Genomic DNA, 24,104 nt, shown 5'->3' on the forward strand with positions numbered 1-24,104 from the left:
ATACAGGCATGTTACGTCATGTGTTTTCACGGCACTGTCCAGCTCAAGACAAGAGGTTACAGTCAGGTGCCCAGAGCCGGCCTGCATGCGTCGCCTCCCCCGCTTCCCGGGACCATCACCGTCAGATGACGTATGGGAAAGAGGTCGGGGGGCCCGCATCATGAAGAAGCGGTACGGGGTGGTGCGGGGCGACCCTGTCCCAGAAGCGGGAAGCGAGCAGATGACACAGCCGGGAACAATGAAATACCACCCCTCCTACTCACGGCCGGAGCGGGGATGGACGGAATGAGAAAAGCGCATCTCACCTCCACCGCGACGTATTGGGTCGCCAAGCAGTTTCCGGTGATCATCTCCTGTGAGTTCTCCTACGACGTGCGCGATCCCTATGCCGTCACACTGATCCTCAACTCGGAGGGTGAGCATCCGGTGCGGTGGGTCTTCTCACGGGAGTTGCTCGCCGACGGGCTGACGGGCAGCGCCGGCGAGGGAAATGTCACCGTGTGGCCGGAGAACGACGGTGCCGACGGGTGGTTCCTGTGGCTGGAAGTGGGGCGCGACCCCCACACCGCTCTCTTCGAGATGCCGGCCGAGGCCGTCACCGAATGGCTGCTCGCGACCTACCGTCTGGTACCCGAGGGACAGGAAGCGGCATGGGTGACGTGGGACGAGCTGACTCACCTGATCGAATGAGACTGTCGGATTCTTGTGTCCGTACCGCTGCGGATCCCACCAAGGAATGTCACACTGAGTTCGTGCACTGACGCCCGGCGACGCGTGTGCGACGCGCCGCGGCGGCAGTCCGAGAAGGACCTTCGGAGCGTGATCTGCACTCGGAGCCGAACCAAGGAGGTGCCGCATGCCCGGAACCGAGGCGACGACCACCACGGACTTGGTGACGCACTACAGTGCCCAGTTGGCCAGTGACCTTGAGCGCAACGCCGAGGAGCAGGACGGGATCCGCGCCGAGCTGGAGCAACTCGAAGCACGCCTCAGCGCCCTGCAGCACAATCATGCCGTCCTCATGACAATGCGGCAGGCTCTGGAGAACGGCATTCCCCTTCAGCATCCGTCCGCGGCCCCCGGGGGGAACATGACCGGTGGCGCCCCGGGCAGGCGGGGTGCCGGCGGGCCGAAGCAGCGCGTGCCGACCCTGGTCAGCCTGATCCGCGCCCACCTAGGCGAGCGGTCCGGACCGTGTTCGGCCGGCGAGGTCGCGGCGACACTGAGCGAGGCGCATCCTGACCGGGCCATCAAGACCACTGTGGTGCGCACGACCCTGGAAGGGCTTGTCGCGAGGGGTGAGGCCCGGCGCATCAAGAAGGGGCATTCGGTGCACTACGTCGTGGCCTGAGACACACCGGTTCCCGCCCTCCCCCGGGTGACGGGCGGGAACCGGTGGCGCGGTCACTGGAAGTCGCAGCCCGGGTTGGGGGCGTCCTCGGACAGTGGTGCGCCGTGCGGCAGGACGTAAAGGACGTCGAGAACGACCGGGACGGTGCCGAGGTTGCGGCCGATGTGCACGTGGTCGTCGCCCGCGGGCTCCTTGATGAAGCTGCCCTTCTTGTAGACGCCGTCCGAGGCGCACGAGGCGTCGAAGTGGCTCAGTGTGCCCTGCTCCACGTAACCGACCAACGTGCCGTCGTGGTAGTGCCAGCCCGTGCTCTGCCCCGGCGGCAGGGTGATGCGCCGCAGGATGTAGTCCTTCGAGCCGACCGTGGTCTTCGAGATGATGGTTCCGGTCACGCCCGGGCCGGCCGGCGTTGCGGAAGCCGGCACCGCCGCGGCGCCCAGCGAGAGTCCCGCGACCGCCGCCGCAGCGAGGCCGGCGCGGACCAAGTTCCTGGTCATGAGTAACCTTTCGACAATAAGTCGTTGGAAGCAGCACTGATGTTAGTACCTCCATGGCACACCAACTGACATCACCTGTCTCTGTAGATGACATCATGCCCGTGTGTGATCGGTTGATCGCCGCGGCGATATAGTGGACAGGGCACGTCTGGGCGGTATACAGCCGTGCCATGAACCCGGTGTCGCTCGGCGTCTTCTTGTGCTTTTTCCTGCTGGTCACGGTCATGGGATTCCTGGCCGCACGGTGGCGCCGGACAGCCGATGAGCGGAGCCTGGACGAATGGGGACTCGCCGGACGATCCTTCGGTACCTGGGTGACCTGGTTCCTGCTGGGCGGCGACCTCTACACCGCGTACATTTTCGTGGCCGTGCCGGGAGCGGTTTACGCGGCGGGCTGGCCGGGTTTCTTCGCCATCGCCTATTCCAATCTCGTCTACCCGCTCGTCTTCACGTTCCTGCCGCGCCTGTGGTCGGTGTCCCAACGGCACGGATACGTGACCACGGCGGACTTCGTGCGGGGCCGGTTCGGCTCCAGGGCCCTGTCGCTGGCCGTGGCGGTCACCGGCATCCTGGCGACCATGCCGTTCGTGGCACTCCAACTGGTCGGCCTGCGGGCTCTACTGGACGTGATGGGCATCGGGGGCGGGAGCGACACCGGCGCGGTCGTCGAGGATCTGCCGCTCCTGCTCGCCTTCGGCGTGCTCGCGGCCTACACGCTCACCTCGGGGCTGCGCGCACCGGCCCTGATCGCCTTCGTGAAGGACCTGCTGATCTATGTCGTGGTCGTCGTGGCGATCGTCTACATCCCGCTCAGACTCGGCGGGTTCCACCATGTGTTCGCCGAGGTCCGTCACACGTTCGCCGGAACGGATCCGCGGACGGGGCAGCCGCGTGGCGCCCTGGTCCCGGCTGAGCGGGGACAGTGGACGTACGCGACGCTGGTCCTCGGATCCGCGCTGGCGCTGTTCGCCTACCCGCACGCCGTCACGGCGACGCTCTCCTCCCGAAGCCGTGAGGTGATCCGCCGCAACGCGACCATCCTGCCGTTGTACTCGCTGCTGATGGGTCTGCTCGCACTGCTCGGATTCATGGCGGTGGCGGCGGAAGTGAAGGTGACCGACGCCCAGTTGGTCGTACCGCAGTTGTTCGAGGACCTGTTCCCCGCATGGTTCGCGGGCGTTGCCTTCGCGGCGATCGGTGTCGCCGCGCTGGTACCGGCCGCCGTCATGTCGATCGCTTCGGCCAATCTGTTCACCCGTAACATCTACAAGGAGTTCATCAAGCCGGACGCGACAGCCGAGCAGGAGACCCGCGTCTCCCAGATCGCCTCCCTGCTGGTGAAGGCCGGCGCACTGGTCTTCGTCCTGACCATGGACAACACCGTGGCCATCAACTACCAACTCCTGGCCGGCATCTGGATCCTCCAGACCTTCCCCGCGCTGGTCGGCGGTCTGTTCACCCGCTGGTTCCACCGCTGGGCTCTGCTGGCCGGCTGGGCCGCGGGCATGGTGTACGGCACGGTCACCGCGTACGGGGTCGCGTCACCGGCGCAGCGGCACTTCGCCGGCAACGCCGCCGCGATCCCCGGCATCGGCGAGAGCGGCTACATCGGTCTCACCGCCTTCGTGCTGAACGCCTTGGTCACCGTGGCGCTCACTCCAGTACTCAGGGCCGTGCGGGCACCGGAGGGCGGCGACGAGACCAGGGCCTCGGACTACACGGCGGACCCGCACGGCGAAGCGGACGGGGCGACGCGCCGCCGCTGAACCGGCCGTACCGAGTCCTCCCCTACTGCGACAACGCGTCCCTGAGCGCGGCGCGGGAAGTGATGCCGAGCTTCGGGAAGATACGGTAGAGGTGCGTCCCCACCGTCCGGTGCGAGAGGTAGAGCCGCTCGCCGATCTGCTTGTTGGTCAGCCCCTCGGCGGCGAGCATGGCGATCTCCACCTCCTGGGCCGTGAGACTTCCGGTCCCCGTTCCACCGACGACCGGCAGGGGATGGTTGCGACCGGCGGCCCTCAGCTCGGCGCCCGCCCGGTTCGCCCAGGGGGTGGCCTGGAGGCGCTGGAAGACGGCGAGGGCGGTGCTGAGGTGGGAGCGGGCCTCGGCCACCTCGCCGATGCGACGCCGACGCTCACCATAGAGGAACTGGACGCGCGCGTAGTCGAACGGCCAGTGGTGGGCGCCTGACGCCGACACCGCGCGCTCGAACAGGTCCAGCGCCTCCTCGTCGGGGGCCACGAGTGCTTCGGCGGCCAGGGTGAGCAGGGCGAGCCGGGGCGAGAGATCCGGCAGCCCGGCCTCCCGCATGGCCCGGGCGTGCGCCTTCGCCTCCGCCGTGCGGCCGGTACGCAGTGCCGCTTCCACGAGGTCGAGGGTCACCCACAGGGCGTGGGAGGTGTACGGGGCCAGCCGGCCCGCCGGGCTGAGCCGGGACGAGTGCTGGTAGGCGGCCTCCCAGTCCCCGCGTCCGGCGGCGGCGAGCGCTCTGGGGTGGTGTGCGGTGCGGGCCGCGCCATGAGCCTTGCGGGCGGTGGTGACACGGGTGAGTTCATCGGCCCACCGGTCCGCCTCCGCGTCGCCGCGGACCGCGGCCAGCAGGGCCTTGTGGAGGTGGAAGAACCAGGTCACGAAGGTGTACCCGTGGGCCTCGGCGAGTGCCAGGCCCTCGTCGGCCAGCCGTTCGGCCTCCTCCCAGCGTCCGGCCGCGAAGTCGTCGAGGCCCAGGTGCAGCAACGCGCTCAGAGCGCTGCGCACGGCCCCGCCCGCCCGGCCGTTCTCGACGAGGCCCCATGACTGCGCGCGACAGCCGCCGAGCAGGTCCAGGTAGATCGCCGAGGCGTGGACGCGGACCAGCCGATGGGGCTCCCGCCACTCGTGCTGGCGGTCGATGAGTTCGGTCAGGCGCCGGCGCTCCCCGGGTGACGTGCGGGCGGCGTCGGGCAGGGTCCTGCTCATGAGCAGCAGCAGTTCCGGGGGCTGCGGCCGGAGTCGGTCGATCGCGGCGTACAACGGCGGCCAGAAGTCCTCCCGGCCGGCGAACCAGCACATCATCAGCAACGTGTGAAGTGCCTCGACGAGGTCGGTGCGGGAGGCGTCGTAGCCGTGATCGCCGTTCTCGATGGCGTCGACGAGCAGTGTGTGAGCCGTCTCGACGTCGCCCTCTCCGTTGATGAGCACGTAGGCGGCGGCCGCCACCGAGTGCAGCGAGCCGCCCCGCGGCGGGCCGGCGGCGCGGATCTCGGCCAGCAGGCGGGTGGCGGTGTCGAGCTCACCGGTGAGGTGGGCGGCCAGGTAGGAAGCCTGGGCCAGCCGTCGGCAGCGGTCGTCGGCGGCGGTGCTGAACTGCGCGGCTCGGACCAGAGCGGCCAGCGCACCGGCCGCGTCACCGCGACGGAGCTTGCGATGGGCGGCCTCCTCCAGCGGGTTCGCGACCGACTCGTCAGCCTCGCTCGCCGCCTCGGCGAGGTGCCGGGCACGGCGCTCCGGATCGTCGGTGAACAGACCGGCCAGCAGCCGGTGGATCCGGCGCAAGTCGGCTTCCCCGGCGGACTCGACCACCGCCGAGCGCACGAGGGGGTGACGGAACTCCACCTGGCGCGAGGCGAGGTCGACCTTGATCAGTTTCGCGCTCTCCGCCGGCGCGAGATGTTCGAGAGCGGGTTCGGCTCCGGCGGCTCGCTGTAGTACCCGCAGGTCACCGGTTCCCTCCTGGGCCAGGACGAGAAGGGCTTCCTGCGTCTGGGGAGGCAGCAGGGCGACGCGGGCCGCGAACACCGACTCGACATGGCGGGTGAGCGGGAGCACGTCCGGCAGCACCGCGACACCGGACAACTGGGCCGGAGTCAGGGCTTCGGGCAGCTCCAGCAGGGCCAGCGGGTTGCCGCGGGCCTCGGTGACGAGACGGTGCCGGACACTCGGTGCCAGGCCGGGGAACGCCGCGTCCAGCAGTTCCCCCGAGGAGACCTCGTCGATCGGCTTGACCTGGAGGGCCGGCAGCCCGCTGCGCTGGAAGTGATCGCGTTCGTCGGTGCGCGCGGCGGTGATCAGACCGACCGGGCTGCCGGTCAGCCGACGGGCCACGAAACCGAGCGCGACCGCACTGGGGCTGTCTGCCCAGGGCAGGTCGTCCACGACGAGGAGGAGCGGGCCGTCCTCCGCCTGACGGCGCAGCAGGGTGAGGAAGGCGTTGAGGATGACCAGCCGCGGTGGCACCGGGCCGGTCCGCCTGCCGAGGGCCGCCAGCAGAGCATCGCGGAACACGTCGTCCAGCTCGGTGACCCCCGAGGCCAACGGCAGGAGCAGCTCGGCGAGCACCCCGTAACTGACGTCCGCCATGTACTGCACGCCGGTGGCCCGGATGACGCGTGCACCCTGGGCGGAGGCGCGCTCAGCGGCGGCGTCCAGCAGGCGCGTCTTGCCCGCGCCCGGCTCCCCGTACAGGAAGAGGGAGTCGCCCCGGTGCCGGGCGCGCTCCACGAAGGTCTCGATCCTGCGCAGCTCTTCGGCGCGGCCGAAGAGTGCCGACGCAGGGGGCACATCGTCCATGGGTACACCTCTGGCGAGTCCCGCTGTCACCTTGGACAGCCTGGAGGAACTATAGGTGAATCATGGCGACTGACTGACTCTTTCATACATGTCCAACATACATGAATTAGTCTGCAAGGAGGGTCATAGGTATCTGTTGAACCTTCAAAAATCATGTCATTATGCTTCTGATCTCTACACGCGATCCCGAGTCCCGTAGGAGCACCTGGTGAGTACCCTCGACAGCACGGACATGTCAGCCCTGACCGGCGACTACACGATCGACCCGTCCCACAGCACGATCGGCTTCGTGGTGCGGCACGCCATGGTCACCAACGTCAAGGGCGGCTTCCAGGACTTCACCGGCACGCTCCACCTCGACGGCGCCGACCCCACGAAGTCCACGGCCACGCTCGACGTCCAGATGGCGAGCGTCGAGACGGGGAGCGCCGACCGCGACGGCCACCTGAAGTCGTCCGACTTCTTCAAGATCGACGAGTTCCCGGTCATGACGTTCCGCTCCACCAAGGCCGAGTCCCTGGGTGGCGACGGCTACCGCATCACCGGCGACCTCTCCCTGCTCGGCGTCACCAAGCCGCTCACCATCGACCTGGAGTTCAACGGCGCCGCGAAGGACCCGTTCGGCAACGAGCGCGTCGGCTTCGAGGGCAAGGCCGAGATCCTGCGCTCGGAGTGGGGCCTGACCTGGAACGCGGCGCTGGAGACGGGCGGCGTCCTGGTCTCCGACAAGGTCAGGCTGCGGTTCGACATCTCGGCGATCAAGCAGGCGTGACGGCTGGTACGGGCAGGGCGCCGGTGCCGCGCCGGCCGCTGGACGTACCCGGCGGCCGGTGCCGCACTCGACTCCCCGACGGCGGTGACCGCGGACAGGGCACAGCCCCGGCGGACCCTGCGGGCACCCCGTGCGGGCAACGGTCCCGGCCCGCGTGGAGACGGCCGAGCTGCGTGAGCGAGGGCGATCGGCGGCCTGCCCGGCGCCTCGGGCCGGCGTCCGGCTCGCGCCGACGGACACCGGGCCGCCGACACAGTCACCAGTTGACTCATGCTCACGGTAGTGACCCAGCAACTGGCTGATAATGACTTCAGGTAGTCCTGACGCATCCTGGTATCGATCAGCGCGCCACAGAATCATGACTCGCGCAACTGTCACTATCGCGCTGTCAAGAAAGGCTGCGATGAACGACGTGCCCTATGTGGGTCGCAGGCGTCTGCTGAAGATGTTCGGACTCGGTGCCACCGCCACGACCGCCACGGTCCTGCAAGCGGATCCCGTGCTCGCCGCGACGCTGGGCCACGACGAACGCACCGGAGTCTCCCCGACCGGCTACAGGGCCCCCACCGGCCTCGCCGGCGACACCCCCGCCAAGGCCACCGCCGATTCCTGGATCAAGGCCAACCGCCGCACGATCACGGATCTGAGCGACGATGTCTGGCAGCACGCCGAGCTGTCCCTGCGCGAGTGGAAGTCCTCCCAGGCGGTCGCCGCGCTGCTGGAGCGCAACGGGTTCCGCGTCACCTGGGGCTCCGCCGGCTTCCCGACCGCGTTCGTGGCCACCTACGGCTCCGGCGGGCCGGTGCTCGGCTTCAGTGCCGAGTACGACGCTCTGCCGGGCCTCTCCCAGAAGAAGGGCGCGTCGACCCACGACCCGCTCGTCTACAACTACGACGCCTACGGCCCGACGTACGGCGGCGGCCACGGCGACGCGCACAACCTGCTCGGCGGCGCCGCCACCGCCGCGGCGATCGCCGTCAGCAAGGCCATCGACGCACACGGCCTCAAGGCCATGGTGAAACTCTTCGGCAGTGCGGGCGAGGAGCAACTGGTCGGCAAGGCGTACGCCGTCAAGGCCGGGGTGTACGACGGCCTGGACGCCGTCCTCGACTGGCATCCGTTCAACGTCACGATGCCGTTCTGGAACACCACCAGCGCCCTGTTGTCCGCCACGTTCACCTTCCTCGGCGCCTCCGGCCACGGCGGGACCCCGCTGGGCAACAAGAGCGGCCTCGACGGCGCGCTGCTGATGGCAACGATGTCGGAGTACCTGCGGGAGAAGAACGTCGCGCCCTCGGGCCGCTTCCATTACGCCGTCATCAACGGCGGCGGCGCCCCCAACGTGACTCCCGACATGTGCTCCATCTGGTACTACGTCCGCGAGGGCAGCCCGGCCCGTGCCCAGGTGCTCTACGACAAGATCGTGGACTGCGCCAAGGCGGCCGCGCAGGCGAGCCAGACCCGGCTCGTGCACAAGTTCCACTCCGCGACCTGGAACCTGCTCGCCAACAAGGCGGGCGCCGAGCTGGTGTACGACAACATGCGGCGGATCGGCGCACCGCAGTTCACCGAGGAAGACCACGCCCTCGCCAGGGCGATCCAGAAGTCGCTGGGCAAGCCCGAGACCGGCATGCCCACCACCATCACGCCGCTCGCGCCGCCCGCCGCCAACTACACCGGCGGACTGGCCACCGACGCCGCCGACGTGAGCTGGCAGGCGCCGACGGCCACGCTGCTCGCGGCGGCCTACCCGCCCGGACTGCCCAACCACAACTGGGGTGTCACCGCCACCGCCGCGACCCACATAGGCCACCAGGCCATGCTCTCCGCCGCCCGCTACATGGCCGCCTCCGCCGTCGACCTCATCGAACAGCCCGACCTGCTCCAGGGCATGAAGGACGAGTTCGAGGAGCGCACGAGCGGGGTGACCTGGAAGAGCATGATCCCTGACGGCACCCAGCCACCGCTGTACGAACCGCCCGCCGAGTTCCTCAGGGCGACCGGGCAGTCCTGGCCGCCCCCCGGCGTCACCTGGCCGATCCCGCAGATCGTCGCCCAGGAACAGCTCGGCACCACCGGACCCGCGCTACCGCCGGTCACCTGACCCCGGCCGCGCCACACTCCGATCCTGTCTCCAGAAGAGGAGCCCCGTCCATGAACATCGGCATCGGCCTGCCCATCGGCGATCCCGGCCTGCTGACCACCTGGGCCCGGCGGGCCGATGCCGGTCCGTTCAGCTCACTGGGCCTGCTCGACCGGGTGGTCTACGACAACCCCGAACCCCTGGCCGCCCTCGCGGTCCTCGCGGGGGCCACCTCGCGCATCCGCGTACAGACCGAGGTCCTCCTCGCCCCCACCCGCGACACCGTCCTGCTGGCCAAGCAGGCGGCCACCATCGACCGGATGACCGGGGGCCGGTTCGTGCTGGGCCTCGGCGTCGGCACCCGCGCCGACGACTACGCGGCCGTCGGCGCCGACATGCGGAGCCGGGGGCGCCGCCTGGACGAACAACTGGCCGTCATGCGCCGGCTGTGGTCCGGCGCGGACCACGGCGACGGCATCGGGCCGGTCGGGCCGCGCCCCGCTCGCCAGGGTGGCCCCGAGGTCCTGCTGGGCGGATTCCAGCCGGCCGCGCTCGAACGCGTCGCACGGTGGGCCGACGGCTACCTCGCTGCCGCGCCCGTGCCGATGGTCGCGGACCTGTTCGACACCGTGCGGAAGGCCTGGCGGCAGCAGGGCCGGGACGGCGCGCCCCGGCTCGTCGCTCAGGTCAGCGTCGCGCTCGGACCCGAGCGGGTGATCGACGAGGCGCGCGCCGCCCTGCTCGACTACTACGCCTTCACGGGCATGGCCGACCGGATGGCCGCAGGCCTGCTCACCACGCCGACGGCCATCCGCGCCGCGATCACCGCCCTCGCCGACCTGGGCGCCGACGAGGTGGTGCTCTACTGCTACGGCGTCGACCCCGACCAGGTGGACCGGCTCGCCGACGTGGTGTGAGAAACCAGCAGCCGGGCGGCCCGGGGAGCGCTGACGCCGCCCGGGCCGCCTCGTACGAGGTGTGGCACCGACGGGGCGTGCCTTCCGCCGCCGTCAGGCGCGGGGCGCCGTCCCTTCCGCGTCCTTGTCCCCGCCGCCCGGTTCGCCCCGGTCGAGGGCACCAGCGCGCCCGTCCGGGTCGTCAGCGACCGGGGTGCCGCCCCGCTCGGCCCGCCAACAGCCGCGGATGCTGTCACGCCCGGCTCTTCAAGGGCTGGGGGTGCCCGGCGCCCGTTGCCGAGGGGCCGGGTGCCTGGCGTCCGTTGCCGAGGGGCTGGGTGCCTGGCGTCCGTTGCCGAGGGGCTGGGTGCCTGGCGTCCGTTGCCGAGGGGCTGGGAGTGGTGTTGCCTCCGGCTTCTCAGCGGCCGGAGAGGCTGCCGCCGCCGTCCACGCCGAGCACCTGGCCGGTGATGAAGCCGGCGTCCTCGCTCAGCAGGAAGGCGATGGCCGCGGCGACCTCCTCCGGGCGGCCGAAGCGGCCCATGGGCACGGAGCGCAGCACCCTGGCCTCGTCCGCGCCGCCCACCGGGTGCTTCTCGCGGAAGAGCTCGGTCTCCACCGGGCCCGGGGCGACCGCGTTGACCGTCACCCCGTGCTCCGCCAGCTCCAGCGCCCACGTGCCGGTCAGCCCCACCAGGGCGCTCTTGGCCGCCGCGTAGCTGCTGCGGGTGCGCGAGCCGTGCTGCGCACGGCTCGTCACATTGACGATCCGGCCCCAGCCGCGCTCCCGCATCCCGTCGACGCACGCCTGTGTGACCTGCACTGCGGCGCGCACGTTCAGGTCGTACACCTCGTGCAGCGCGTCGAGTGTGATCTCGCCGAGCGGTTGCGGCAGGACGATGCCGACGTTGTTGACGACCGCGTCCACGCGCTCCTCGCGGGTGATGGTCTCCAACAGCTCGCGCGTCGCCCCGGCGTCGGCGAGGTCGCACGCGTGCAGCACCCCCGGGAAGTCACCGTCCGGGACACCGCGGGCGATCCCCAGTACCCGGTGTCCCTGGCCGGCGAGCCGGTGGGCGGCGGCGAGGCCGATCCCCTTCGACGCTCCTGTGATCAGCACGGTACGTCCGGACAACAGCGGTCTCCTTGTCCTTGAGCATCCCTGACTGGATGGACCCTGTCGCCGATCCTTCCACCCGCCGCGTCCGGCACCACGCCGCCGTGCGCCTCCGCGGAGGCGCACGGTACGCAAGTGCCGGAGCCCGGGTAAGGAAAGGCATCCGCAGCGGGGGGGATTACGTCGTAATAGACGAGGGTGCTCCGCGGCCTCGGCGGCGTCGGAGTACAGGACCAGCGCCAGTCACCGGCGCCGGTTCCGTGGGCGGTCTTCAGGGCGAGGAGCGCAGGAGGCGGCCCAGGGCCGTGCGGGAGGTGACGCCCAGTTTGGGGAAGATACGGTGCAGGTGGCTGCTGACCGTCCGGTGGGAGAGGTAGAGCCGCTCGCCGATCTCCCGGTTGGTGAGTCCCTCGGCCACCATCAGGGCGATCTGGAGTTCCTGCGGGCTGAGCAGCTCCCGCACGTCGGGCACCGCCTCCGCGCTCGCCTCGCCCGAAGCGCGCAGCTCGCGGCGGGCCCGCTCGGCGAACGTGACCGCGCCCAGGGCGTCGAAGGCGTCCCGGGCGGCCCGCAGCGGGGTGCGGGCGAGGGTGTCGCGGCGTCCGCGGCGCAGCCACTCGCCGTAGGCCAGTTGCGTGCGGGCACGGGCGAAGGGCCAGCGCGTCAGGTCGGCGGCCAGCGCCTCGGCGAAGAGGCGTTCGGCGTCGGTGTCGTCGGCGAGGACCGCGCGGGCGAACCGCAGCCCGATGTGCAGCGCCGGCGACGGGTGCACGGCCGCGACCTGCTCCGCACGGGCGACGACCTCGCGGACCTCCTCCGCACGGTGCGCGCGCAGCGCCACGTCCACCAGGTCCATCAGGCCGTAGTGCAGCGCGGACGGGTGGAACGCGGGCGACGCCGGATCGTGCGGCTGCCGCAGCCGGTCCAGGGCACCGTCCAGGCAGTCCTGCGCGGCGGCGACCTGGGCGAGCGCCAGGTGGGCGGTCGTCAGGACCGGGCGGGCGCGGTGGGCGCCGCCGAGCCCGATCGCCTCCGTGGCCAGCTCCTCGGCCTCCGCGAACCGACCGCCCAGCGCGGCTATGAGCGCCTGGGCGGCGCGGGTCGTCGCCCGGAGCACCGGCTGAGAGGTCTCCTCGGCCAGCCGGAGGGCCGCGTCGGCCGACGGGACGGCCACCGTCGGATCGCACAGCAGCGCGGCGCTCCACGCCCGCACCGTCAGCGCCTTGGCCAGCAGACCGAGCCGGCCCTGGGCACGCAGTCCGTTCAGGGCGGCGGCGGAGAAGCTCGCGGCCAGCTCGAAGGCACCGGCCAGGACCGCGGCCGTACCCAGTGTCTGGTCGGTCACCGCGTCCCCGCTCGGATGCGCGGCCCAGTGGCGGAGCCGGGCGAGGACGTGCGCACCGTGCTCCACCGGCGCGGCGCAGGCCAGTACGGCCAGTGCCAGTGGCTCACCGGCCGGTTCCAGGCGTGCGGCGAGCGCGGCCACGCGTCCGGCGGCCGTGTGGTCGCCGTCCACCCACACGCAGTGCAGCGCCGCCGTCCACAGGATGCGCAGGGCGAGTGCGCCGTCCCCGTCGGCGGCCACGCCCTCGGCCAGTGCGATCAGCGTGACGACGTCGGTGCCCTCGGGCACGTCGTCGTGGAAACGGGCCGCCGTCCACGCCGCCCGGGCCCGCTGCCGCGCGGACAGCGGGCCGGCGCCCGCCCGGTCCAGCAGCCGGGCCACCTCGTCGCGACGCCCCGACTCGACCGCGAGATCGGCCGCGCGCAGCAGCAACTCGGCACGGCGCTCCGGGCAGTCGCCGAACTGCGCGGCGTCCTCCAGCGCGGCGACCGCGGCCAGGACACCGCCGCGTTCCGTGTGCCCGGCCGCCGCCTTCAGTACGGCGTCCACGTCGTCGTCTGGGGCCGGTTCCGGCGCGGGGATCCGGGGACCCTCGGACAGGAGGCGGGCCACCGTGGCGCGCACCGACCGGTGTTCGTCCGCGCCCGCGCCGGACAGCACGGCCGCGCGGATGACGGAGTGCCGGAACCGCACCTCGCCCCCGTGCACCGTGATCAGCCGGCCGCGGACGGCCGGTGCGAGATCGTCGGGGTGGACGGTGTCACCGGCGATCAGTTGCGCGGCCTCCACCAGCTCCGGGACGGTGCCTCCCCGGTGGACCGCGGCGATCAGCAGGAGCAGCCGGGTGTGCGGCGGCAGACCGGTCAGCCGGGCCCGGAAGGCGCTCTCCACCCGTGTCACGGGCGGAAGCGCCGCGGCCGACGCCGCCGCCTCGCCGTACGCGTCGCGGGCGACCCGGGTCAGTTTGGTCAGGACGAGCGGATGCCCGGCGCCCTCCGCGAGGATCCGCTCGCGCAGCGCGGGGGAGAGACCGGGCGCCTGGGCGTCGACCAGGGCGGCCGCGTCGGGCGCGGCCAGCGGTTCCAGCGGCAGGGTGGGCAGGCCGGCGTCGTCCGCCGGGCCCCGGAAGCCCTCGCGCACCGTGGCCAGCAGCACGATGGGTTCGGATGCGAGCCGACGGGCCACGAAGGGCACGACGGCGGCGCTGGCCGGGTCCAGCCAGTGCAGGTTCTCGACCACCAGCAGCACGGGGAGGCTCGCCGCTGCCTCGGCCAGCAGGTTCAGCGTGGCGAGCGCCACCGGGAAGGTGTCCGGCAACGGATCGGCGTCCTCGGCCTCGTGCGGGGCGACGCACCGCCGCAGCACCTCCCGCTGGCCGGGAGGCAGCCGGTCCTCGAAGGCGTGTACCGGCCGCAGCAGTTCGGCGAGCGCGGCGAACGGCTGACGGGCGCTCCGCTCCGTGGCGACGGCGGTGAGGACCCGCAGCTGCCCGCCGTCCAGGGAGCCGAGGACATGCTCCAGCAGGGCGCTCTTCCCGATCCCCGGTTCCCCGGTCACCAGCAGGGCACCGCCCGAGCCGGCCCGCCCGCGGTCGATGGCGTCCCGCAGGATGGCGACATGGCCGTCGCGCCCGATGAATGGCACCGCACTCGCTCCCGTACCCGTGACCTGCCCGGCCGAGTTTAGTCCGGTTCGTCACGTGGGCCTGGGCTGTGGACCCCCCGGGGGCTCACCGGGGCCGGGGGAAACTTCCCGGGGCCCGGACGGGAGGTTCCGGTGGCCGGACGTCCCCGGACCTGGGTCGTCGGCCTGCCGCTCTCCGGACGTGAGGCGCGGGCTTCCGGCGGCTGGGTGTCCCGTGCCGGCCCCGGCCGTCGGCTCCCACGCCCGGACGCTCACGGCCCGGGGCCGGCGCCCGTCGGTGCCCGGCCACTTCCCGTACCCGGGCCTTCGCCGTCCTGTGCCCGGCCGTCCCACCTCCAGGGCCCGACCGTCCCCGCCCCCGCACCCACGCCGGTCCACCAGCCCACCCGCTCCGCAGCCCTGGACCCGGACCAGTCCGTAAGTGCGGCCGCTGCGCGGCCGCGGACTCGCGCCAGTCCCCATCCCGCCCGCTGAGCCCCGGTTTCGAACCGCGCCGGCCTCAAGTCCGCCCGCTCCCCAGCCGTGGAGCCCCAGCCCCGAGCCCGGCCGCTGCCCGGCCGCGGACTTGCGCCAGTCCCCATCCCGCCCGCTGAGCCCCGGTCTCGAACCGCGCCGGCCTCAAGCCCGCCCGCTCCCCAGCCGCGGACCCGTGCAAGTCCGCACCCCCACCCCCAGCCCCGCCTCGGCCACCCCCCGGGTGCTCACCCTGTCGGTGGGAACACCGATGTCAGTTCCGCGCGGGAGGTGATGCCCAGCTTGGGGAACACCCGGTGCAAGTGGGTGCTCACCGTGCGGTGGGAGAGGTACAGGCGTTGGCCGATCTCCCGGTTCGTCAGGCCCTCGGCGGCCATCCGGGCGATCTGCAGCTCCTGCGGGGTCAGCCGGTCGCGGGCGTCGGGCTCGCGGCGGCGGCTGGTCTCGCCGGAGGCGAGCAGTTCCCGGCGCGCCCGCTCGCTCCACGGAACCGTGCCCAGCGCGTCGAACGCGTCGCGGGCGGCCCGCAGGTGCGTCCGCGCGTCCGTCACCCGCCGCTGGCGGCGCAGCCACTGCCCGTAGGCGAGCTGGACGCGGGCCCGGTCGAAGGGCCGACCGCATCCGTCCAGCGCCCCCGCGAACAGCTCCTCCGCCTCGGTGTCGTCGGCGAGGACCGCGCGGGCGTAGCGCAGGCCGCTGTGCAGCGCGGGGGAGGGGGTGCGCCGGGCGGCGGCCTCCATCTCCTCGATCACCGACCGGGCCCGCCGGGTGTCCCCGCTGTGTACGGCGGCGTCCACCAGCTCGATGAGGGCGTAGCAGCGCAGCGCCGGCTGGTGGGCGGGGTCCGCCGGGTCGTGCATGCGCAGCAGGTGCGCGTGGGCCTCGTCGTACCGGCCCGCCCCCATGGCGGCGACGCCCCTCGCGATCTGGGCGGTCGCGAGCACCGGGCGGGCGGCGACGGGCAGCCCGATCCGCTCGGCCCGCGCCGCCAGCTCCATGGCGCTGTCGTACCGGCCCTGGAGCGCGGCGGTACGGGCCTCGGTGGCGACGTTGATGCCGTGCAGAAACGTTTGTCCGGTTTCCCGGGCCAGCCGGCTGGCCTCTTCGGCGACGGGGATGGTGGAGTCCAGCCGGGCGAGCTGGGCGCCGCTCCAGGCCTGGGCGCCCAGCGCGCGGGCGAGCAGGCCCAGCCGGCCGTGCGCACGCAGTCCGGGCACGGAGACCTCGGACAGTTCCGCCGCCAGCTCGAAGTCGCCGACCAGGACGGCCGCGCTGCCGACCAGCCGGTCCGCCTGGGCGTCGCCCGCCGTCCGCCCGGCCGCCCGGCGTAGCTGGGTGAGGACCCGGCGACCGCTGGTCACCGGCTGGGCGTAGGCCAGGATCGCCAGGATGCGGGGGTCGTCGTCGGGGAAGGGCAGGGCGTCGGCGAGGGCGACGATGTCTCGGCGGGCCGCGTCGCCGGGTTCGGACCAAAAGCAGCGCAGCGCGGCGCTCCACAGGATGCGAACGGCGAGGTCGTGGTCGCCCTCGGCCATGACGGTCCGCACCAGCCGGGTCAGCAGGGCCGTGCCCTCGGAGGCGTCGCGCATGCCGTCCTCCAGGCCGCCCTTGATCCACTGGATGCGGGCCCGCTGCTGCGGGGTGGTGGCCCACGGGGTCGCCGCGTCCAGCAGCCGGGTCAGCAGGTGCTGCTGGCCGGTGTCCACGGCCTGGTCGGCGGCCTTGAGCAGCCGTTCGACCCGCCGTCCGGGCTCGCTGCTGAGACGGGCGGCCTGTTCCAGGGCGAACACGGAGTCGGCGGCGCCGCCACGGCGGTGGGCGCGGTCCGCGGCGGCCTCCAGCCGGTCGGCGAGCCGAGCGTCGGCCTGGACGGTGGCCGCCGCCTCGTGCCAGGTCCGGCGGTCTGAACCGGCGGGCAGGCAGCGGGCGAGGGCCGCGTGAACCTGGCGCCGCCGGGCCGCCGGGGCGGCCTGCCGGATCGCCGAGCGCATCAGGGGGTGCCGGAAGCGCACGGCGTCGTCGGACACCTCGGTCAGCCGGGCGGAGACCGCCGGGGCGAGGTCCGCGGCGGTCGCCGGTGCCGCTAGGTCCAGGGAGGCGACGCGCAGGATCTCGGTGAGGGACGGGCTGTCGTCGCAGGCGGCCGTCAGCAGGATGTGCCGGGTGGCGTCCGGCAGGGTGCGCAGCCGCGCGGTGAACGCGTCCTGGAGGCGCCGGGACATGGGGGTCCACGGAGCGTCGGGGGAGATGGTCTCCCGGCCGGAGGTGTCCGTCGCCAGCTCGGTCAGCGCGAGCGGATTGCCGGCCGCCTCCTTCAGCAGCTGCTGCCGGGCCACGCGGGCGAGGCCCGGCGCCCGCCGGTCCAGCAGCAGCGCGGACGCCTCGGCCGAGAGCGGCCCCACCGCGAGGTCCGCCACGTCGGTGCGGGTCAGCCGCGTGGGGTAGCCGTCCCGCAGGGCGGCCAGCAGCAGGATCGGCTCCGACTCCAGGCGCCGGGAGAGGAAGGAGATGACCTCCGCGCTGGCGCCGTCGAGCCAGTGCACGTCGTCCACGACGAGCAGCAGCGGGGCGCCGGCAGCGGCTCGGGCCAGCAGGTTCAGCGAGGCGAGCGCCACCAGGTAGAGGTCGGGGACCGGTGCGTCGGTGATGCCGAGCGCCGCCCGCAGGGCGTCGCGCTCAGTGTCCGGCAGGTCGTCGATCAGGGCCCGGAACGGGAAGACGAGCTGATGCAGTCCCGAGAAGGGCAGGAGCGTCTCCGACTCCACGCCGACCGTGGTGAGGACGCGGCTTCTCCTGAGCGCTGTGTGCCGTGCCGCCTCCTCCAGCAGCGCGGTCTTGCCGATCCCGGGTTCCCCGTGCACGAGAACGGCGCCGCCCTGACGGGACAGGACGTCGATCCGGTCGTGCAGAAAAGCCATTTCGTTCTCACGACCGAACAGTGCGTCGGCGGTGGGCCGCATCGCCGGCACCTCCATGGGAAACGTGCCAGAAACAGAAAAATACCGGTGGACGAGTGGGCGGATGGTTCTGAGCAGGTCCCCCTGGGGTGCACGGCGCGGCCGGTAACTTTTCCACAGCAGTGTACTACGGCAGGGTTTGCGGCATGCGGTGCTGCCTGCCGTGAACGGGGCCGACTCGTGAATTTCCCGTCGACGGTCCGCAGCGTGAACCCGGCCCGTTTCCCTGTCAGTTCCCTGAGTGGTAGCTGTTGGGGACGTGCCCGGGAATTGTCGGGATGACTCAGGCTTTAATTGTCACGCTCTGTCCGGATGGTGAGACCGTGGAATTCCCGGCAGGAGGGCGTATTCCTGTTCAGGTTCTTTCCTCAGTCGCGCCAGAGCTCACCGAGTCGGAACACCGTGGACGCGGCAGCGCCCGGGAACGTGCCGCCGGCCGACGGCGTGGCGGTGGGACGTGTGGCGGAAACGGTGACGGCCCCGGGGGCGGTGACTGACGGCATGGTAGGGGCCGACGGTGAGGAGACCTGGAACGGGGCGGCGCCTGACGGGGCCGCGGACAGTCAGGTGGCCACGGAGGGTGCTGTGGCCGCTGAGGGCGGGGCGGGCGCCCGGTGCTCGGCCACAGTGCGGGGTGCGAGGGCTGATGTCGGGGTGACGGCGCAGGGTGTGTCGGTGCCGGGGTCCGGCAGCGCGGTGGGGGCCGAGAGGCCGGTGGCGGTCGAGGGCGTGGGGGCTGCGGTGACGGCGCGGGGACCGGGAACGGGGAAGCGGTCGCAGGCGCGGGGATGCACGGCGGGGGAGTGGCCGCGGGGGCGGTTCGGTACGGGGGAGTGGTCCAGGACGTGGGAACGGCCACCACCGGCCGTGCTGCGGCGGGTGTCCCGGAGGGGGAGGCACCGGTGCGGCTGGACGTTCTGGTGAGAAGCTCGGTGGCGGCCGTGGCGGGCCACGAGGACTGGCGGCTCGTCGACACCGACACCGCGTTCCGCGACCTCGGACTGACCTCGTTGAGGCTGACGGAACTGCATGAACGGCTGCGCGAGGCCACTGGCCTGCCCCTGCCCACCGGGCTGGTCCGCTCGCTCACCCTGGTCGAGAGCGCCGCGAGTTCCGCGGCCCGCGGCAGCGAGGCCGTGGACGCCTACGAGCGCGCCGCCCGACGGCTGGTGGCCCGCCCGCCCGCCGACCCCGACGCCTTCTTCCGAAGGCTGTTCGCCCTGATCGACCCCACCACCCGTTATCCGGTGCCGCTCCCCGCGGAACTGTCCCGTTCCGCCCGCCGCCTCTCGCCGGACACCCGTTGGCCGTGGGAGGCGGTGGTTCCGGTACGGGAACTGCGCGCGGCGCCGTTCCCGGTTCTGATCGTCAGCGGGGGCGCGCGCCCGGTCTTCGAGCGGATCAGCGACGCCCTGGCCGAGCGACTGGATGCCCGTCGCCTGGTCGTCCCCGGTGGTCACGCCGTGCAGAACACCGGTGCCCCCTTCAACACCGCGCTGGAGGGGTTCTGGTCCACCGTCTGATCACAAGGCGGCGGGCACGGGCGCCCGCACGTCACCAGGACTCGCGGCTCCGGTCAGGCGCGACGCTGTACGCCGTGCCGGTGAGCAGGCCGGTGACCGTGCCGCCGATGGCCAGGAACACGGCGGCGGTCGCCAGTTTCGCGGCGAGGGCGAGGTCCGTGGTGAACGGCAGCAGGGCCAGCGCCACGGTCACCAGCCCGGCGATCCAGGAGAAGAAGGCGCGCGGCCGGGCGACGGTCAGCAACAGCAGGTGCAGCAGGCCGGTGGCCACGACGGCGCCCGCCGCCGCCCACGCGGCGAGGTACCCCGTCGTGGCGTCCCCCCACGCGCCCGCCGCCTCCGGTGCGAACACGGCGATGCCGAGGACACCGCGCACGAACATGGTCGCCACCACCGCGACCAGGGCGGCGACCACCGCCGTCGCGGCCCCGGTCGCCCACAGGCGGCCGGCCGCGACGGACCGCGGCCCGGTCGGCGTCCGGTACCCGGGCCCGCCGCGCGGGGTGTCGTAGGGGGGAACGTCGCCGTACGAAGCTGGGCCGGCCATGGGGAACCTCTCGGACGTGTCGTCACCGAGTTGACTTGTTGTCATGTCGACTGACTGTCACTCGACTTGCTGTCAGGTCGACTGGCGGTCGTGTCGCGCGGCTACCAGCATGCTCGGCTTCCGCCGTCGTCGCGACCGATGCGATCCTTCTCCCCTGCCGGCCAAGGGAATTGCCCGTACGGGCGCACCTGACGGGGCGAACGGGAAGACGCACGGCCGCGACGGTGCTTCACTCCTCTTCAGTGATCTTCCCGTGCCGAAGACAAGCGAAGCTGAAGCCTCCGTGGTCCGCACGGGACCACCGAACCGCACACTCGAGAGAGAACACCTTGCTCATACGTCGAAGCGCCGGGCCACGCCGGCGCAGACGCCAGGCCGTCGGCGCCGCCGCGCTGACCACCGCCGTCCTGGCCCTCCTCGGGGCCGTGACCCCGGCCCAGGCGGGAACCGGGGCGGTGCCCGTGAAACAGTCGGCGGCGCCCGCCTCACACGGCCGTACCGAACCGCTCTGCGGCCCGCCCAAGCCGCACGAGTTCACCTGCTTCGGGCTCCGCCGCACTGATCTGACGGCCCGTAAGGGTGTGCTCGGGGCGGCGGACGACCCCCAGGGCTACGGGCCGGCCGACCTGCGCGGCGCCTACGGCCTGCCCGCCGACGGCGGCGCCGGGGCCACCATCGCCGTCGTCGACGCCTTCGACAACCCGAACGCCGAGGCCGACCTCGCCGTCTACCGCGCCCAGTACGGGCTGCCGCCCTGCACCACCGCCAACGGCTGCTTCACCAAGACCGACCAGCGCGGCGGGAGCGACTACCCGGAGCCCGACTCCGGCTGGGCCTCCGAGATCTCCCTCGACCTGGACATGATCTCCGCCGTGGCGCCCAGGGCCCGCATCCTGCTGGTCGAGGCGGACACCGCCACGATCGACGACCTGGGCGCGGCCGTGGACCAGGCGGTCGCGCTCGGCGCGAGGTACGTCTCCAACTCCTACGGCTCCAACTACACGTTCTTCCCGGAGGACCCGGCGGAGTCGGCGGCCGACGTCCACTACGACCACCCGGGCGTCGCCGTCGTCGCCTCCTCCGGCGACTTCCGCTACGGCGTCTCGTACCCGGCCGCCTCCCCGAACGTCACCGCGGTCGGCGGCACCACGCTCACCAAGGACCCGGACGCCGCGCGCGGCTGGTCGGAGTCGGTGTGGGACCACGACGGCAACGGCACGGGCTCCGGCTGCTCCCGGTACGAGCCCAAGCCGGCGTTCCAGCAGGACACCGGCTGCCCGGGGCGCACCGTCGCCGACGTCTCCGCCGTGGCCGACCCGGACACGGGCGTCGCCGTGTACGACAGCTTCGGCGAGACCGGCGGCTGGGGCGTGGCCGGCGGCACCAGCGCCTCGGCGCCGATCATCGCCGGCGTGTACGCGAACGCGGGCACCCCGGCCGCGGGCTCCCGGCCCGCCGTCTACCCGTACGCCGGGGGAGGCCGGGGACTGCACGACGTGACCACGGGCGCCAACGGCGCCTGCGCACCCGCCTACTTCTGCACCGCGGGCCCGGGCTACGACGGCCCCACCGGCCTCGGCACCCCCGACGGCCTGACGGCCTTCACCATGGGCCCGCACGGCACGCTGACCGGCACGGTCACGGACGTGGGCTCCGGCGCGGGCGTCGCCGCGGCCGAGGTGACGGCCGGCCCGTACAGCACGGCCACCGACGCCCACGGCCACTACACCCTGCCGCTGCCCGCCGGTGACCACGACGTCCGGGTGACGGCCTACGGATACGCCACCGGCACCCTGACGGACGTCCACCTCACCGACGGCGGCACCGCGAACGGCGATCTGGGCCTGCGCAAACTGGCCACCCACCGGGTCTCCGGCACCGTCACCGACGGTTCGGGGCACGGCTGGCCACTGCACGCCAAGATCACCGTCGACGGGGTGCCGGGCGCCCCGGTGTGGTCCGACCCGGTCACCGGCGCCTACCGCCTCGACCTCCCCGAGGACCACGCGTACACCCTGCGTGTGGTCGGCGACGACAGCGACTACCAGTCCCTCGTGCGCCGGGTGACCGTGGGCGGCGCGGACCAGACCGTGGGTCTGGCCCTGCCCGTGGACACGTGGGCCGAGGACGACCCGGCGTACACCGTGAAGGCGGACACCGTCGGCAGCGAGACGTTCGACGGCGGTTCCGGGCCGCCCGCCGGCTGGAGCGTGACCGGCACTCCGGGCTGGACGTTCGACGATCCCGGCGGCCGGGGGAACACCACCGGCGGCTCGGGGGGCTTCGCCGTCGCCGACGCCGACCACGCCGGGAGTGCCCTGGACACCTCCCTGATCAGTCCCGCGTACGACTTCGGCCGCACCGGAGACCCGGCGCTCAGCTTCGACACCGACTACGAGGGATCGGCGGAGCAGAAGGGCGAGGTGCAGGTCAGCGCCGATGACGGCCGCACGTGGACCACGGTGTGGCACCAGGACCAGCTGTGGACGAGCGGCCGGGTGGAGATCCCGCTGACCGACTACGCCGGCGAGGACGCGGTACGGGTGCGGTTCCACTTCACCGGTCCCGGCCTGTTCTGGGCCGTGGACGACGTCACCGTCACCGAGCGGGTGGCCACACCCGTGGCCGGGGGTGTGCTCACCGGCACGGTCACCGACGCCAACACCGGCAAGGGGCTGATCGGCGCCGTGGTCCGCACCGGCGGCGCGAGCGCGCCGACCGCGGCGGCCTCCGGCGACCCGCGCGCGGGCGACGGCTACTACCGGCTGTTCGTCCCCGGCGGTGGCCGGACCACCGCGACGGCGGCCAAGCCGTCCTACACCGGGGCCACGCGGACCGTCACCGTGCCCGCGGACCGGGTCACCGAGGCCCCGTTCGTCCTCAGGGCGGGCCGGCTCGCGGTCGGCACGACCCGGATCGACGCGACCACCGCGCGAGGCGGCCGTGTCGTGCGGAAGGTGACGGTGCGCAACACCGGCACCGCGCCGCTGACCGTCCACGTCGGCGAGCGCACCGGCACCGCGCCGGGTTCTGAGGCCCCGGGCACCGCCTGGCGGGCCCTGCCCGACCTGCCCGCCGCCGTGATGGACAACGCCGTCGGCACCTACCAGGGCAGGCTCTACTCCGCCCTCGGCTCCGACGGCCAGGAGCCCACCGCCGACCTGTACGTCTACGATCCCGCGACCCGCGCCTGGCAGCGCGGCCCGTCCGCGCCCGAGCCGCGGCAGGCCACCGCGCACGGCTTCATCGGCAGCCGTCTGTACACGGTGGGCGGCTGGGGTCCCCAGGAGACCGTGAGCCGCACGACCCAGGTGTTCGACGCGGCCACCGGCCGCTGGTCGAAGGGCCCGGACATCCCGGAGGGGCACTACGGCGCGGCGAGCGCTGTGCTGGACGGGCGGCTCTACGTGGTCGGCGGCTGCACGAACACGGACTGCTCGGACTCGGTGTACGTCTACGACCCGGGCGCGCGCTCCTGGTCCCGGGCCGCCGCCTACCCGCAGACCATCAGCTGGGCCAACTGCGGCGCCGTCGACGGACGGCTGTACTGCGCGGGCGGCATCCACGACTACGTCGAGACCGGCGACGGCTACGTCTACGACCCCGCCTCCGACAGCTGGCAGCCCATCGCCGCCATGCCGGTCGGCCTGGCGACCGGCACCTACGCCGCCGCCAACGGACAGTTGCTCGTCTCCGGCGGCTTCAAGCGCGTCGGCGTCAACCGCGTCCTCACCGCGGAGGGCTACGCGTACGACCCCGGCAGCGACACCTGGACGGCGCTCCCGGACGCCCCGAGCGCCGTGTACCGCGGCGGCGGCGCACCGGGCCTGTACCGGGTCGGCGGAAGCCGCGAGGTCCGCTTCCCCATCCCCGTGTCCACGGCGATCCTCCTGCCCGGTTACGACCGCACCGAGACCGACGTGCCCTGGCTGGCGGAGACCCCGCACCGCCTGACGCTCCGTCCGGGCGGCAGGGCGACCCTCACCGTGACGCTCGACGCGCGCCGGCTGGAGGGTACGGGCGACTGGACGGCGTCCGTCGCCCTGGCCACCGACGGGCCGTACTGGGTGCCGGACGTCCCGGTCCGCCTGCGGGTCGTGCCGCGGAGTGCTTCCCGGGGCTGACGCAGGAACACGGCCGCACCGCCGGACACGTCCGTGTGTCCGGCGGTGCGGCCGGGCGCACAACCAGGTCGCGCACAACTCAGGCGGGCCGGTGTGGTCATGGCTCACTCCGTGACGGCACCTGTCCAGAGCGTATTCAGTTATGTATCTTGATGCGCTGTCCATCAAAGATAGATACGTTACTTACTGAAAGCGCGCGGCGTTCCCAACCTCTTCATCACTGGGC

Annotated in this window: 14 protein-coding genes; 8 read left to right on the top strand and 6 right to left on the bottom strand. The window is 72.6% G+C overall.

Annotation, left to right across the window (positions count from 1 at the left end; translation table 11 throughout):
• Nucleotides 1-276 precede the first annotated feature (276 nt).
• Together C3492_RS05165 and C3492_RS05170 are read left to right on the top strand one after the other, a co-directional pair.
• A complete protein-coding gene (locus tag C3492_RS05165) occupies nucleotides 277-690 on the top strand; it encodes an SsgA family sporulation/cell division regulator (protein ID WP_258055500.1) in 414 nt (137 codons plus the stop codon).
• Between the two features lie 166 nt (nucleotides 691-856).
• Nucleotides 857-1,351 carry a hypothetical protein gene (locus C3492_RS05170; protein WP_103810534.1) on the top strand — a complete coding sequence of 165 codons (495 nt, stop codon included), beginning with the start codon at nucleotides 857-859 and terminating at the stop codon, nucleotides 1,349-1,351.
• Nucleotides 1,352-1,404: 53 nt separating this feature from the next.
• On the opposite strand, the gene C3492_RS05175 is transcribed toward C3492_RS05170, so the two are convergent.
• Nucleotides 1,405-1,848 (bottom strand): cupin domain-containing protein, encoded by a 444-nt coding sequence (locus tag C3492_RS05175; protein ID WP_107500662.1) that lies wholly within the window; start codon nucleotides 1,846-1,848, stop codon nucleotides 1,405-1,407.
• Between the two features lie 170 nt (nucleotides 1,849-2,018).
• On the opposite strand from C3492_RS05175, the gene mctP reads away from it, so the two are divergent.
• Entirely contained in the window at nucleotides 2,019-3,614 is a 1,596-nt protein-coding gene (gene mctP, locus C3492_RS05180; RefSeq protein ID WP_103810535.1) for a monocarboxylate uptake permease MctP, read from the top strand.
• Between the two features lie 22 nt (nucleotides 3,615-3,636).
• Here the strand turns inward: mctP and C3492_RS05185 are convergent, their stop codons facing one another.
• Nucleotides 3,637-6,396, bottom strand: coding sequence for a helix-turn-helix transcriptional regulator (locus C3492_RS05185; protein ID WP_103810536.1), 2,760 nt, complete (start codon nucleotides 6,394-6,396; stop codon nucleotides 3,637-3,639).
• 232 nt (nucleotides 6,397-6,628) lie between these two features.
• Between C3492_RS05185 and C3492_RS05190 the strand changes: the two genes are divergently transcribed.
• From C3492_RS05190 to C3492_RS05200, 3 genes are all read left to right on the top strand, one after another.
• Nucleotides 6,629-7,168 (top strand): YceI family protein, encoded by a 540-nt coding sequence (locus C3492_RS05190; protein WP_103810725.1) that lies wholly within the window; start codon nucleotides 6,629-6,631, stop codon nucleotides 7,166-7,168.
• A 403-nt stretch (nucleotides 7,169-7,571) separates the two neighbouring features.
• On the top strand, nucleotides 7,572-9,272 hold the full coding sequence (locus C3492_RS05195; RefSeq protein WP_103810537.1) for an amidohydrolase: 1,701 nt from the start codon (nucleotides 7,572-7,574) through the stop codon (nucleotides 9,270-9,272).
• Nucleotides 9,273-9,322: 50 nt separating this feature from the next.
• Entirely contained in the window at nucleotides 9,323-10,168 is an 846-nt protein-coding gene (locus tag C3492_RS05200; protein ID WP_103810538.1) for an LLM class flavin-dependent oxidoreductase, read from the top strand.
• Nucleotides 10,169-10,565: 397 nt separating this feature from the next.
• On the opposite strand, the gene C3492_RS05205 is transcribed toward C3492_RS05200, so the two are convergent.
• The 3 genes from C3492_RS05205 to C3492_RS05215 all read right to left on the bottom strand — a co-directional run bounded on the left by C3492_RS05205 (nucleotide 10,566) and on the right by C3492_RS05215 (nucleotide 17,702).
• A complete protein-coding gene (locus tag C3492_RS05205; protein WP_181140208.1) occupies nucleotides 10,566-11,282 on the bottom strand; it encodes an SDR family oxidoreductase in 717 nt (238 codons plus the stop codon).
• A gap of 253 nt (nucleotides 11,283-11,535) precedes the next feature.
• Nucleotides 11,536-14,253 carry an AAA family ATPase gene (locus C3492_RS05210; RefSeq protein WP_103810539.1) on the bottom strand — a complete coding sequence of 906 codons (2,718 nt, stop codon included), beginning with the start codon at nucleotides 14,251-14,253 and terminating at the stop codon, nucleotides 11,536-11,538.
• Nucleotides 14,254-14,954: 701 nt separating this feature from the next.
• Complete coding sequence (locus C3492_RS05215) at nucleotides 14,955-17,702, bottom strand: AAA family ATPase (protein ID WP_308461124.1); 2,748 nt, start codon at nucleotides 17,700-17,702, stop codon at nucleotides 14,955-14,957.
• Between the two features lie 827 nt (nucleotides 17,703-18,529).
• Here C3492_RS05215 and C3492_RS05220 point away from each other — a divergent pair.
• Nucleotides 18,530-19,207, top strand: coding sequence for an acyl carrier protein (locus C3492_RS05220; RefSeq protein ID WP_181140209.1), 678 nt, complete (start codon nucleotides 18,530-18,532; stop codon nucleotides 19,205-19,207).
• 31 nt (nucleotides 19,208-19,238) lie between these two features.
• Here the strand turns inward: C3492_RS05220 and C3492_RS05225 are convergent, their stop codons facing one another.
• Nucleotides 19,239-19,799: a DUF6069 family protein gene (locus tag C3492_RS05225; RefSeq protein ID WP_258055501.1), complete on the bottom strand. Its 561-nt coding sequence runs from the start codon at nucleotides 19,797-19,799 to the stop codon at nucleotides 19,239-19,241.
• A gap of 284 nt (nucleotides 19,800-20,083) precedes the next feature.
• On the opposite strand from C3492_RS05225, the gene C3492_RS05230 reads away from it, so the two are divergent.
• Entirely contained in the window at nucleotides 20,084-23,878 is a 3,795-nt protein-coding gene (locus tag C3492_RS05230; protein WP_181140210.1) for a kelch repeat-containing protein, read from the top strand.
• Nucleotides 23,879-24,104: the final 226 nt, after the last annotated feature.

Origin of the sequence: Streptomyces sp. Ru62 (assembly GCF_002920615.1) — a bacterium.
Taxonomy (GTDB): domain Bacteria; phylum Actinomycetota; class Actinomycetes; order Streptomycetales; family Streptomycetaceae; genus Streptomyces.